Consider the following 11,972-nt stretch of genomic DNA (forward strand, 5'->3'; position numbering starts at 1 on the left):
TCTCATTTCCCGACGATCAGGGCCGAGTTGAACCCACCGACGCCCCGGGCCAGGACCAGGACGTTGGTGAGGGGGTGGTGTGTGGCGACGCTGCACAGGTTGACCCCCAGGGACGCGTCGGCCTGGACGTTGACGGTGGGGGGAATCGTCTGGTCGCGGAGGGCGAGCACCGCCGTCGCGACGTCGAGTGCGGCCGTCCCGCAGCCCATCCGGCCGGTCGCCGCCTTGGGCGCGGTGACGGGGACGGAATCCGGCCCGAAGACCTCGGCGAGGGCGGCGGCCTCGGCGGTGTCCCCCTCCCGGGTGCCGGCCGCGTCGGCGAACACCACACTGATGTCGCCGGGGCGCAGCCGCGCCGCGCCGAGCGCGAGGTGGATCGCCCGGACGAGGCCCGTGCCCGGGGCGGCGCGGGGATCGTCCATGGTCGCACCGTGACCGAGCACCGCCGCGTAGCGGCCGTCACTGTGGGGCTGCAGCACGAGGTGCGCGCCGCCTTCGCCGTTGACCCACCCGTTGGCTCGTGCGTCGAACGGAAGGTACGCGGCCCGCGCGTCGGTGGATGCCGAGAGCATGCCGGTCGAGGTGTGCGCGACCCGCCCCCAGGGACACATGGTGCTGTCCACCGACCCGGTGAGCATGACGCGGTTCCCGCGCGCCAGACGGCGGGCGGCGAAGGAGATCGCGTCGAGCCCGCCGGCGTCGTCCGCGACGATCACTCCGCTGTGGCCCTGGCAGCCGTGCCGGATGGAGATCTGACCGGTGTTGACCGCGTAGAACCAGGCGTAGGACTGATGGGTGCTGACGTACCTGGGCCCCTTGGACCACAGGTTCTGCAGCTCCTTCTGCCCGAACGCGTAGCCACCCGCGGTGGACGCCGTCATGACACCGACTCCGAGGGGGTCGACCCGGCTCATGTCGACACCGCTGTCGTCGAACGCCCCCGCCGCGGCGACCAGCGACATCTGGGTCATCCGGTCGGTGGCCGGCAGCAGCCGCTTGGGCAGGCCCTCCGGGGCGAAGTGGGGCACCTCCCCGCTGATGGGGTTGTCGTACCTGCTGGAGTCGAACGACTGCGTCGCCCTCAGGCCGCTGCAACCGTCGAGGAGGGCCTTCCAGTGTTCCTCGCGGGACAGGCCCAGCGGGGAGACGATGTCGATGCCGGTGATGTGTGCGGTCATGAGTGATGCTCCGGGTCCGTGAGAACCATGGCGCTCTGAAACCCACCGAAGCCGCTTCCGGTCGTGAGCACGCTGTTGGTCGGCTGCTTGCGCGCGTGGACCGGCACGTAGTCCAGATCGAGTTCCGGATCCGGCCGGGTGAGATTGGCCGTCGGCGGGATCACGTCGTCCCGCAGCGCCAGGGCGCAGGCGGCGATCTCCAACGACCCGATGGCGCCCAGCGAATGGCCGATCATCGACTTGATCGAACTGATCGGCACGTCGTGGGCGGCGGGTCCGAGGGACGACTTCAGCGCGGCGGTCTCGTGGCGGTCGTTCTGCTTCGTGCCGCTGCCGTGGGCGTTGACGTAGTCGAGCCGGCCCGGGTCCACGCCTGCCTGGCCGAGAGCGGAGACGACGGCCTCCGCCAGCTCGCGCCCGTCGGCCTTGAGACCGGTCATGTGGTAGGCGTTGCAGCGGCTCGCGTAGCCGCGGATCTCGCCGTAGACGCGTGCGCCGCGACGGTGGACGGATTCCTCCGATTCGAGGACGAACATCGCGCTGCCCTCGCCGAGGACGAAGCCGCCCCGCGTGGCGTCGAACGGCCGTGAGGCGCTCTCCGGGGTGTCGTTGTACGTCGATGTCGCCTTGATCGTGTCGAAGCAGGCGACCGTGATGGGCGAGATGGGGGCGTCGGTGGCACCGCAGACGGCGGAGTCCAGGATGCCGCTCCGGATCAGTTCCCAGGCGTTGCCGACGGAGTCGATCCCGGAGGTGCACCCGGTCGACACGACGCCGCTCTGCCCCGTGACGCCGAGGTCGCGTGCGATGTCGGAGGCGAACGAGCTGGGCACGAAGTACGAGTACAGCCCGGCGGGGGAGTCGGGGGCCACGTCCCAGAGGGAGCCGTCCCGGCTGAGCTTCCGGTAGACCTCCTCGAGCTTGGTCGTGGCTCCGACGGCCGAACCCACGATCACTCCGGCGCGTTCGGGAGGACACGTCTCGGACCATGCCGCGTCCTCGACCGCCTCACGGGCGGCGACCAGGGCGAACTGCGCCGCCCGGTCCAGTTCCGCGGACTGCCGCTCCGACAGCCCCGCCGCCTCGGCGTCGAAGTCGGCCTCCGCGGCCACCTGGGACCGGAAGGGCTCCGGGTCGCAGAGGCTGAGCCGGCGGGTGGCCGTGCGCCCTTGGGTCAGCAGCTCCCAGAAGGGGTCACGTCCGACGGCTCCCGGCGCGACGACGCCGACTCCGGTGATGAAGACCCTGCGGCTCATCGTTCGGAACTCCAGTGATAGAAGCGCTCTGCCATGGCGTCCTTCGGTGATTGCCAGTCCGGGGCGTAGGCCTCGATGTAGGGCCTCAGGTCGTTGCTCACCCGGATGAACCGCGGGTCGGACTTGGCCGCCTCGACCGCTCCGGTCCCGTCGGGGGTCTCGAAGTCCTGGAGGTGGAAGTAGAGGCCGCGGTAGCGGAAGAGTTCGCGGCGCCGCGTGCCCATCCGCGCGGGCATGTCGGTGGCGTCGAAGCCGGCGAAGACGTCGGCCACCGCTTCGGCGTGGCCGGTGTCCATCCGGGCGACGATGAGAGAGCTGAACAAGGGGTTCTTCCTCCTCTGGTTACGCGGCGGGCCGACCGAGCCAGCGGCTCAGTGAGGCGCTCAACTCGCTGAATTCGGTGCCCGCCCACGCGATGTGTCCGTCCGGTCGCACGAACCAGTGGGACGACGCGGCCGGCTCCCCGCCCCAGTCCGGGTCCGTGGGGCGCGCGTGCACGACGCGCACCTGGTCCCGCCACGGAGCGACCAGCGAGGACGCCGGGCTGTCGGGGGACGGGACGATCAGCAGAGCGGCGCCGTGCCGCAACTCCTCGACGGCGTCGCCGCCGGTCCCGACGACGTGGAACACGTCCGGCGGCAGCCGTTCACCCGTGGGTGGCGGCGCTTCCGGGAGACCCATGTCGTAGCGGATGTCCAGTCCGCTGACTCCGTCGGCCAGCAGGACGGACACCTCCCGGATGTTCAGCAGTCGCCGCAGGACCTCGCGCAGCGGGTCCACTTCCGGGCCGCGCAGGAAGACCTGGCCCTGGGCGGCGGTGTTGAGCAGCAGTTCCCTGCCGACCGGGTGCCGCTCGGCGTGGTAGGTGTCCAGCAGAGTGTCCGGCGCGCGGCCCTGGCTGACCAGCGCGAGCTTCCAGCCGACGTTCACCGCGTCCTGTATCGAGACGTTCATGCCCTGCCCGCCGGCGGGGAGATGGGTGTGCGCGCTGTCGCCGACGAGCAGCGCACGACCGGACCGGTAGGACTCCACGAGGGAGGACGCGTCCGAGAACGAGCTCGCCCAGAGACATTCGCCGTCCGCCAGGGGGCTGCCGACGACCTGCTCGTAGGCGGCCTTGATCTCGTCGTGCGTGACGGGAGTGCCCTGCGGCCGCATCGGCTGGGTGAAGTCACAGACGATGACGCGTTCCGTCCCGTCGCCCAGCGGTGCGGACATGACCATGCCCTTTTCGTGCTTGACCCCGAAGGGTTCGTCGGGCAGACCGCACCCGCGCAGATCACCGAGGAGCATCTGTACGGATGGGGGAGTGCGCTTGGTCGGCATGCCGATCGCCTCGCGGACGAAGCTCCCCGCTCCGTCGCAGCCGACCACGTAGTCGGCGTCGACGGTCTGCTGCCCGGCGGGGCCGCTGAGCACGCAGCGGTACCCGGTGCCGGTGGGCTCCATGGACGTCAACGTCCACGGGCGCCGCACCGGTGCTCCCAGCTCCTCGGCCCAGGCGGCGAGGACCTGTTCGGTCTTGGACTGCGGGTACTGGTTGGCCGGGCGCATCGAGCTGGAGAGGTGATCGCCCTTGATGCTGAGGCCGGCGAAATGGACTCCGGGCACCGGGGCGAGTCCCTGGAAACGGCCCAGGATGCCGCGCTGCTTGAAGATCTCCAGCGTCCGCACCGTGAAGCCCAGGGCCCGGGACTGTCCGCTCGGGCTCGGCAGCGCGTCGATCACCAGCGGTCGGCTGCCGTGGAGCGCCAGCTCGGCGCCGAGCATGAGACCTGTCGGGCCGGCTCCCACGACGAGAACCGGTACGTGTGACGGTATGGCTTCTGCGGCGTGCAACGTCATGCCGCTCACGATGCTCGGAGTCGCACGGCCGAAGTAGGTCACCCGAAGTGAGGACGGGGGGATATCCGTGTTATCGAAGGGGAACTCGACTGACCGGTTTCTTTCGGCGCGTCCCCCTCCGGCGCCGTCGCCCCCGGCACGTAACAAGCCACTCGGCGATCGGTCCGGCCGGCGCGCGCTGCCGCCGCCCACCCGCGGCGCGGCGGCCACGCTCGCCCGCACAGGCGAACGTGCTGGTCGCGGCCCTCGACGAGGGCCGCGACCAGCACGTTCACCAGGGGATCCGGCGGGCGGACCGGTGCGTCACACCGACACGGCCCGGCCGTCCGCGTCAGCGGTCGCAGCCGCACGCAGCGGCTTGAGCGCCGTCGACCAGGCGACGACCTCGTCCAGCATCGTGTTCACCGTCTGCTCCTGCTGCGGTCCCGGCGTGAACCGGCCCATGGCCGTCGGGTCCGTCATGTCGCATCCCGTGTAGTCGAAGTCGTTGAACACCGACAGGACGACCTGGCTGCGCACCCCGGCCACCTTCACCTCGGCCAGGGCCAGCCGCAGGTGCTCGACGGCACGGGTTCCCCCGTGCACGCCGTAGCTGACGAACCCGGCCGCCTTGTCGGTCCACTCGGCGAAGAGGTGGTCGATGGCGTTCTTCAGCGCGGCGGGCACCGAGTGGTTGTACTCCGGCGTGACGAAGACGAATCCGTCGAACGAGCCGATGGCGGCGGCCCACCGCCGGGTCTCCTCCTTCTGGTACTGGCCGAACATCGCCGGCACGGGCTCGTCGAGCAACGGGAGGCCGTACTCCGCCAGGTCGACCAGCTCGAACTCCGCCTCGCCCATCACCGCCGCGGGATGCCGCGCGGCGACCTCGGCGACCCATTGGGCCACCACGGCCCCGCGGCGGCCGGGACGCGTGCTTCCGAGGATGACGGCGATCCTGATCATCTGTTTCGCTCCTTCGGTAGGGACCGAGCTCTCGAAGCTGATCTCCGGGGAGAGGGGAGCGGCCAGATTATGAGCGGTAGAGGTCAGTTCCTGACCTCTACCGACCGTTGTTTCCAGACATCCGTGCGCTGTCGGGCCGATTGAGATGTTTCCCCATCCGCCTAGACTGCGCCGCCATGAAGGCTCTCGTACTGTCCGGCGGGGCCGGAACCCGCCTGAGGCCCATCACCCATTCCTACGCCAAGCAGCTCGTCCCCGTAGCCAACAAGCCCGTGCTCTTCTACGGGTTGGAGGCGATCGCGGAGGCAGGCATCACCGAGGTCGGCATCGTCGTCGGGGACACGGCCGCCGAGATCCAGCAGGCGGTCGGCGACGGCTCCGCCTTCGGTCTGGACGTCACCTACATACGGCAGGCGGCGCCGCTCGGTCTCGCCCATGCCGTCCTGATCGCCCGGGAGTTCCTCGGCGACGACGACTTCGTCATGTACCTCGGTGACAACTTCATCGTGGGCGGTATCGCGGATCTCGTGGCCGGGTTCCGCGAGAGCCGACCCGACACGCACATCCTCCTGACCAAGGTGGCCGACCCCAGCGCGTTCGGTGTCGTCGAACTCGACGACGACGGGAAGGCGGTGGCGCTGGAGGAGAAGCCGGCCGCGCCGCGCAGCGACCTGGCCCTGGTCGGCGTCTTCCTGTTCACCTCCGCGGTGCACGAGGCAGTCCGGGGCATCGAGCCGTCCGCACGCGGCGAGCTGGAGATCACCGACGCCCTGCAGTGGCTCATCGACCACGGGTACGACGTCCGCTCCACCACCATTTCCGGTTACTGGAAGGACACCGGGAACGTCATCGACATGCTCGAGGTCAACCGGGCCGTGCTGGAGGGCGCCAAAGGCCGGGTCGACGGCTATGTCGACGCGGACAGCGAGGTCATCGGCCAGGTCACGATCGAGGCGGGCGCCGAGATCCGCGGATCGCGGATCGTGGGGCCGGCCGTGATCGGCGCCAACACGCGGATCACCGGCTCCTACGTCGGCCCGTCCACGTCGATAGCGGCGGACTGCCGGATCGAGTCCAGCGAGATCGAGTTCTCCATCGTCCTCGCCGGGGCCACGGTGCGGGGCGTCCGCCGCGTGGAGAGTTCCCTGATCGGGCGGAACGTCGAGGTGACCCCCGCCGCCGGCGTGCCGGCGGCCCACCGGCTGGTTCTCGGGGACCACAGCGAGGTGCGTATCTCGTCATGACCGCCACGAGGATCCTCGTCACCGGTGGTGCCGGCTTCATCGGCTCCCACTACGTCCGCACCCTGCTCGGCCCGCACGGGCCCGCCGGGGTCCGCATCACCGTGCTCGACAAACTGACCTATGCCGGCAACCCGGCCAACCTCGACCCGGTCCGTGCCCACCCCGGGTTCCGCCTCGTCCAGGGCGATGTCTGCGACGCCGCGGTCGTGGACCGGCTGGTCGCCGAGCACGACCAGATCGTGCACTTCGCCGCGGAGTCGCACGTGGACCGGTCGATCCTGGGGGGCGCCGAGTTCGTCCGCACGAACGTGGGCGGAACGCAGGTCCTGCTCGACGCGGCGCTGCGCCACCACGGAGGCGGCCGCGGCGTCTTCGTCCAGGTCTCCACGGACGAGGTGTACGGCTCGATCCCGTTCGGTTCGTGGCCGGAGACGCACCCGCTGTCACCCAGTTCGCCCTACGCGGCCTCGAAGGCCGCCGCCGACCTCGTCGCCCTCGCCCACCACCGCACCCACGGCCTCGACGTCCGGGTGACCCGCTGCTCCAACAACTACGGCCATCACCACTTCCCCGAGAAGCTGATCCCGCTGTTCATCACGCGTCTCCTCGAGGGCCGCACCGTCCCGCTGTACGGGGACGGGCTCAACGTCCGCGACTGGCTGCACATCGACGACCACGTCCAGGGCATCGAACTGGTCCGCACGAAGGGCAGACCCGGCGAGGTCTACAACATCGGCGGCGGCACCGAGCTCACCAACAAGGAACTGGTGTCACTGCTCCTGGAGGCGTGCGGGGCCGGCTGGGAGTCGGTGGAGTACGTCGCCGACCGCAAGGGACACGACAGGCGCTACTCGGTGGACTGCGCCAAGATCACCCTGGAGCTGGGCTACGAGCCCCGCAAGGATTTCGCCACCGGCCTCGCGGAGACCGTCTCCTGGTACCGGGAGAACCGGGACTGGTGGGAACCGCTGCGGCAGCGCGCCGAGCTGGGACAGGCGGTCCGCTGACCCGGCGGTTCCCCGGGGTGCGGGGGTGCCGCGGCCACGGCGTCACCGGCCGGCCGAGGGGCCGGGCGTGCGGCTCGACGGCTCCGCGAGGGGGTCGTGGGACGGAATGTCGACGTCGATGAGGCCCATCACCCTGCGGGCCGCGGCGACGAGTTCGGGCGGACCCTCGACGGTGAAGCGGCAACTGAAGGTGATCAGGAAGCCGATGAGCGCCGACCACGACCACGCGCCCATCTGGATCCGGGTGACCCTGTCGTCGATCGCCTCGAAACTCGCCACTCCCGGCGCCCACTTCGCCACCAGCGACGCGGGACACTCCATCAGGACGGTGCCCCAGCAGGGCCAGGTGTCCGGGGTGTCACCGCGATCGGGCTGGTTCTGGACGAAGCGGGTGATGTCCTCGTCGGGGCCCTCCCGCTCGCCGAAGCGCCAGGCGGTGGGCGCCAGATCCTTGATGCGGTCGACCCGGTAGGCGTGCCATGAGCTCCGCTGCTGGTCGTAGGCCACCAGGTACCAGCGCCCCGACCAGACGACGAGCCGGTGGGGTTCGGCCAGGACCTCGCCGTCCTGCATCGAGTCGTGGTGGATGGAGCGGTAGGAGAACCTCACGAGGTCACGCTGCTGGGCGGCGCTGCTGAGCTGCGCGAGCAGGGAGGGATCGACCTGCGGCGGAGCGAGTTCCCACGCGTTCTCGATCTGTTCGACGGAGAAGGTGGCGAGCCGGTGGGCCAGATGAGGCGGCAACAGTTCCTGGATGGAGTTCAGCGCACGTTTGGTGGCGTCTCCCATGCCGGTCACCGAGGCCGGCGCTGTCTGCAGGGACAGGGCGATGGCCAGGGCCTGCTCGTCGTCGACTATCAGGGGAGGAAGACGCGCTCCGCGGGACAGCCGGTAGGAGCCGGAGGGGCCTTTCGTCGCCGTGACGGGGTAGCCCAGCTCGCGGAGTCGGTTGATGTCGCGCCGGACGGTCCGCGGGGACACACCCAGCCGCTCGGCCAGCCCGTCACCGGTCCACTCCCTCTGGGTCTGTAACAGGCTGAGAAGCTCCAGCGTGCGGTTGGCGATCAAGAATTGCCCTCCGGATCGATGTCAGTAGAGGTCAGAATCCGTCCTCTTCTCCTGTCATAGTGCCACTGCGCCGGGGGCGGGAGGCTCCCCCGCCCTACCCCCTTGTCTCGCCCCCGGCGACCCAACTGGGCCATGTGTGTCACATAGGACGGATGAACGCAGTGTCTGACAATCCAACTCGGTCCTCGCCGGCCAACCGGGACCCCTGGCTGGGCTTGCTCGCCATTTCCCTCGGTGTGTCGCTGGTGGTCGTGGACTTCACCATCGTCAACGTGGTGATGCCGCCGATCATCGACGACCTCGAGATCTCGGCCTTCGGCGCCCAGTGGATCCAGGAGTCCTACGCGATCATCCTGGCCGCTCTGCTGCTGGTGATGGGGCGTCTGTCGGACGTGGTGGGAGCACGCCGGCTGTTCCTCATCGGCACGGTGGTGTTCGGGCTGGCGAGCATCGCCGCCGCCCTGGCGCCCACCGGGGAACTCCTGATCGCCAGCCGGTTCGCCCAGGGCGTCGGCGGCGCGATCATCATGCCGACCTCGCTCGCCCTGCTCAACATGTCCTTCCGGGGAGCCGACCGGGGCAAGGCCTTCGCCATCTGGGGGTCCACGATCGGTGCGGCCGCCGCGGTCGGCCCGCTCCTGGGCGGCTGGCTCGCCGAGTTCTCCTGGCGGTGGGCGTTCGGCATCAACATCTTCGTCGTGGTGCTGATCATCGCGGGCGTCCTGAAGTTCCTGGACCAGTCCCCCGCGCAGCCGGGCAAGGTCGACGCCGTCGGCGGTGTGCTGTCGGTGCTGGGCCTCGGACTTCTCGCCTTCGCGCTGATCGAGGGCCGCAACTACGGGTGGTGGGACCCGCGCAAGAGCTTCGGCCCCTTCGGCGACTCGGTGGAGCTGTCCGTCATCCCGGTCGCCCTGGTCGTCTCCGTGGTGTGCCTGGGGCTGTTCCTGCAGCGCCAGGTCCGGCTCACCCGGGTGGACGGCACGGCGCCGCTCATGGACACCTCGCTGTTCGGCATCAAGTCCTTCAGCACGGGCAACATCGCGACGCTGATCATCGCGCTGGCGGAGTTCGGCATGCTCGCCGTTCTCCCCCTGTGGCTCCAGTACACGCTGGGGTACTCGGTGCTCCAGACCGGACTGATCGTCTTCGTCGTCGCGGTCGGCAGCTTCTTCGCGAGCGGCGCGAGCTTCGGCATGGCCGAGAACGTCGGCCCCATCGGGCTGGTGCGCATCGGCCTCGTCCTCGAGGCCGTCGGTCTGCTGATGTTCGGTCTGCTGGCCAGCAGCGACTCGCAGTGGTGGGTCATCGGCATCGCCCTCTTCCTGTACGGCATGGGAGTCGGGTTCGCTACGGCGCAGGTCACCAACGTCGTCCTGGCGGACGTGCCGCCGCGGCACGCCGGCCAGGGATCCGGCATCCAGAGCGCCGCACGTCAGCTCGGTTCCGCGCTCGGCATCGCGATTCTGACGTCGACCTTCTTCACGGCACTGGACTCCGACCTGTCCGACCGGCTCGTCGACCAGGGGACGCCCGCGACGGAGGCGAACGAGCTGTCGTCGGCGGTCTCCGACAGCGCCGGCGCGATGATCTCCGGACTGAGTGAGAACCCGGACACGGCAGCCGCCGCCGACGCCGCCCGCGACGCCATGTCCTACGCGATCCAGATCAACGGCTACACCTGCGCCGCGCTGCTGGCGCTCGGGATGCTGGCGACCTTCCTCATCCCGCGGCCCAAGGGGGACGCCCAGCAGCGGGGAGGGGAGCACGCTCCCCGCGGGGCCGAGGGAGCCGACGTGGACGCGAAGTAGCACCGCGCTCCTCGACGAGCGCCCCCTCGCCGGCCGGACCCCACAGGGCCGTCGTCGGGATCATGAGGTGTCCGGCGTCCCGCGCCCACGGAGCGTGGGACGCCGGGAGCACGGGGGCGGGCCGCCCGGATCACCGCAGGGCCGCCCTTCCACCGGACCGTGCCGGCCCGGCTGCGCACGGTCGTCCGTTCCACCAGCCGCTGAGTGCTGCCGGGCGGGGCATCCGCTCCCGTCCGGCAGCACTCTGCGCAGTTCAGGCGCTGCTTCCCGGGACCATCCCATGAGGATACCTAGCGCCGGTGAGGCATCACGAACAAAGTGTGTCCGAGAGCGAACTGCCCTTGCAGCGGTGCCTCACCTCCCCGCATGTCCACCAGTCGAAGGGACATCATGACCATTACCGCATCGGGATCGCTGCCCCCGTCGGCACCCGTCGCCGTGCAGATCCTCGACCTCCTGATGGGAGGCTGGCGCGCCGGTGTCGTCAGCACGTTCGCGGAACTGGGCGTGGCCGACGGCCTGGCCGCCGGCGGGCTGACGCCCGCGCAACTGGCGGTCCGGCTGGGGTTGGAGCACGACACCGCGGAGCGCTTCTTCCGCGCCGGCGCCTCCGTGGGGCTGCTGCGGAGGGGCGAGCACGACACGCTGGAGCTGACCGAGCTGGGCCGGGCCCTGGCCTCCGACGACGGCTCCATGCGCAACTTCGCGCGGTGGACGGGGTCGACCGCCGAACGCGCGACCTGGGCCCACCTGGCCACCGCGGTGCGCACCGGCCGCTCTCCCTTCGCCGCGATGCACGGCTCGGGCGTGTGGGAGTTCATGGAGTCGGATCCCGACACCGCGGCCGTCTTCAACTCGGCCATGACCGAACTGTCCAAGCGCGTCATCCAGCCCGTGATCGAGGCGTTCGACTTCTCCCGGTTCAGCAGTGTCACCGACGTGGGCGGGGGGAGGGGGGCGCTGCTGGCCGCCGTGCTCCGCAAGCACCCCGAGATGACCGGTGTCCTCTTCGACCAGCCGGACGTCGTGTCGCGGTCCCTGCCGGAGCTGTCGGACGCGGCGGTGGCCCACCGCGTCACGGTGAAGTCCGGCTCCTTCTTCGACGGCGTTCCGTCGGGCAGCGACCTGTTCATGATCTCCAACGTGCTGCACGACTGGGACGACGGCCGTTCCCGTCTCATCCTCAGGAACATCGCGGAGGCCATGCACGAGGGGGCGCACATCGCCGTCGTGGAGGCTGTGGCGGGCCTGGACGACACGGCGGACAAGGCGATCTCCCTCATGGACATGGACATGCTCCTCCTGTGCGAAGGCAAACAGCGCACCGTGGAGGAGTTCCGGCTCCTGCTGGCCGAGGTCGGCATCGAGCTGGTCGGGGTCAGCCGCGCCGGACTCCAGTCCGTCGTCGAAGGAAGGAAGGTCTCGGGGGAGACCGGTACGCCGGGCTCTTCCCGCAGCCGGTGACGCCGGCCGCCGGGCCGGGTGTGCGGCGGGCATCCCGACAGGCGGTCCGGGCGGTCCGGGCGGCCCGGAGAGCCGGTCGCCCGTGTCCTCGTCGTCACCGAGGTCAGAACCCATCAGCCACAGCCGGCCCTCCGGGGCCGTCCGACACCTCATGGAA

The 11,972-nt window shown here is 70.2% G+C and carries 10 protein-coding genes; 4 read left to right on the forward strand and 6 right to left on the reverse strand.

Annotated features, from left to right (window positions below; all coding sequences use genetic code 11):
• Positions 1 to 2 precede the first annotated feature (2 nt).
• The 5 genes from ACZ6A9_RS11350 to ACZ6A9_RS11370 form a co-directional block, all read right to left on the reverse strand.
• Entirely contained in the window at positions 3 to 1,178 is a 1,176-nt protein-coding gene (locus ACZ6A9_RS11350) for a ketosynthase chain-length factor (protein WP_468982591.1), read from the reverse strand.
• Positions 1,175 to 2,434 carry a beta-ketoacyl-[acyl-carrier-protein] synthase family protein gene (locus ACZ6A9_RS11355; protein WP_468982594.1) on the reverse strand — a complete coding sequence of 420 codons (1,260 nt, stop codon included), beginning with the start codon at positions 2,432 to 2,434 and terminating at the stop codon, positions 1,175 to 1,177. Before ACZ6A9_RS11355 ends, ACZ6A9_RS11350 begins: the two co-directional genes overlap by 4 nt.
• On the reverse strand, positions 2,431 to 2,757 hold the full coding sequence (locus ACZ6A9_RS11360; RefSeq protein WP_468982597.1) for a TcmI family type II polyketide cyclase: 327 nt from the start codon (positions 2,755 to 2,757) through the stop codon (positions 2,431 to 2,433). The genes ACZ6A9_RS11355 and ACZ6A9_RS11360 overlap by 4 nt, the downstream gene beginning before the upstream one ends.
• 19 nt (positions 2,758 to 2,776) lie before the next feature.
• Complete coding sequence (locus tag ACZ6A9_RS11365; RefSeq protein ID WP_468982601.1) at positions 2,777 to 4,279, reverse strand: FAD-dependent monooxygenase; 1,503 nt, start codon at positions 4,277 to 4,279, stop codon at positions 2,777 to 2,779.
• 303 nt (positions 4,280 to 4,582) lie between these two features.
• The gene (locus tag ACZ6A9_RS11370) at positions 4,583 to 5,224 is read right to left on the reverse strand and encodes an NADPH-dependent FMN reductase (protein WP_468982604.1); all 642 of its coding nucleotides are present in this window, start codon (positions 5,222 to 5,224) and stop codon (positions 4,583 to 4,585) included.
• Between the two features lie 176 nt (positions 5,225 to 5,400).
• Here ACZ6A9_RS11370 and ACZ6A9_RS11375 point away from each other — a divergent pair, with 176 nt between their 5' ends.
• The gene (locus ACZ6A9_RS11375) at positions 5,401 to 6,468 is read left to right on the forward strand and encodes a glucose-1-phosphate thymidylyltransferase (RefSeq protein ID WP_468982609.1); all 1,068 of its coding nucleotides are present in this window, start codon (positions 5,401 to 5,403) and stop codon (positions 6,466 to 6,468) included.
• Positions 6,465 to 7,475 carry a dTDP-glucose 4,6-dehydratase gene (gene rfbB / locus ACZ6A9_RS11380; protein ID WP_468982612.1) on the forward strand — a complete coding sequence of 337 codons (1,011 nt, stop codon included), beginning with the start codon at positions 6,465 to 6,467 and terminating at the stop codon, positions 7,473 to 7,475. Before ACZ6A9_RS11375 ends, rfbB begins: the two co-directional genes overlap by 4 nt.
• A 42-nt stretch (positions 7,476 to 7,517) precedes the next feature.
• On the opposite strand, the gene ACZ6A9_RS11385 is transcribed toward rfbB, so the two are convergent.
• Positions 7,518 to 8,543, reverse strand: a complete 1,026-nt coding sequence (locus ACZ6A9_RS11385) for a helix-turn-helix transcriptional regulator (RefSeq protein ID WP_468982615.1) — start codon at positions 8,541 to 8,543, stop codon at positions 7,518 to 7,520.
• A gap of 152 nt (positions 8,544 to 8,695) precedes the next feature.
• Here ACZ6A9_RS11385 and ACZ6A9_RS11390 point away from each other — a divergent pair, with 152 nt between their 5' ends.
• A complete protein-coding gene (locus ACZ6A9_RS11390) occupies positions 8,696 to 10,351 on the forward strand; it encodes an MFS transporter (protein ID WP_468982618.1) in 1,656 nt (551 codons plus the stop codon).
• Between the two features lie 390 nt (positions 10,352 to 10,741).
• Positions 10,742 to 11,815, forward strand: a complete 1,074-nt coding sequence (locus ACZ6A9_RS11395; RefSeq protein ID WP_468982623.1) for a methyltransferase — start codon at positions 10,742 to 10,744, stop codon at positions 11,813 to 11,815.
• Positions 11,816 to 11,972 lie beyond the last annotated feature (157 nt).

This window comes from Streptomyces sp. NPDC041124 (genome assembly GCF_055592385.1).

Coding starts and splice junctions, on each gene's coding strand:
- ACZ6A9_RS11350 (WP_468982591.1), bottom strand. CDS start 1,178: ATGACCGCACACATCACCGGCATCGACATCGTCTCCCCGCTGGGCCTG.
- ACZ6A9_RS11355 (WP_468982594.1), bottom strand. CDS start 2,434: ATGAGCCGCAGGGTCTTCATCACCGGAGTCGGCGTCGTCGCGCCGGGA.
- ACZ6A9_RS11365 (WP_468982601.1), bottom strand. CDS start 4,279: ATGACGTTGCACGCCGCAGAAGCCATACCGTCACACGTACCGGTTCTC.
- ACZ6A9_RS11370 (WP_468982604.1), bottom strand. CDS start 5,224: ATGATCAGGATCGCCGTCATCCTCGGAAGCACGCGTCCCGGCCGCCGC.
- ACZ6A9_RS11375 (WP_468982609.1), top strand. CDS start 5,401: ATGAAGGCTCTCGTACTGTCCGGCGGGGCCGGAACCCGCCTGAGGCCC.
- rfbB (WP_468982612.1), top strand. CDS start 6,465: ATGACCGCCACGAGGATCCTCGTCACCGGTGGTGCCGGCTTCATCGGC.
- ACZ6A9_RS11390 (WP_468982618.1), top strand. CDS start 8,696: ATGAACGCAGTGTCTGACAATCCAACTCGGTCCTCGCCGGCCAACCGG.
- ACZ6A9_RS11395 (WP_468982623.1), top strand. CDS start 10,742: ATGACCATTACCGCATCGGGATCGCTGCCCCCGTCGGCACCCGTCGCC.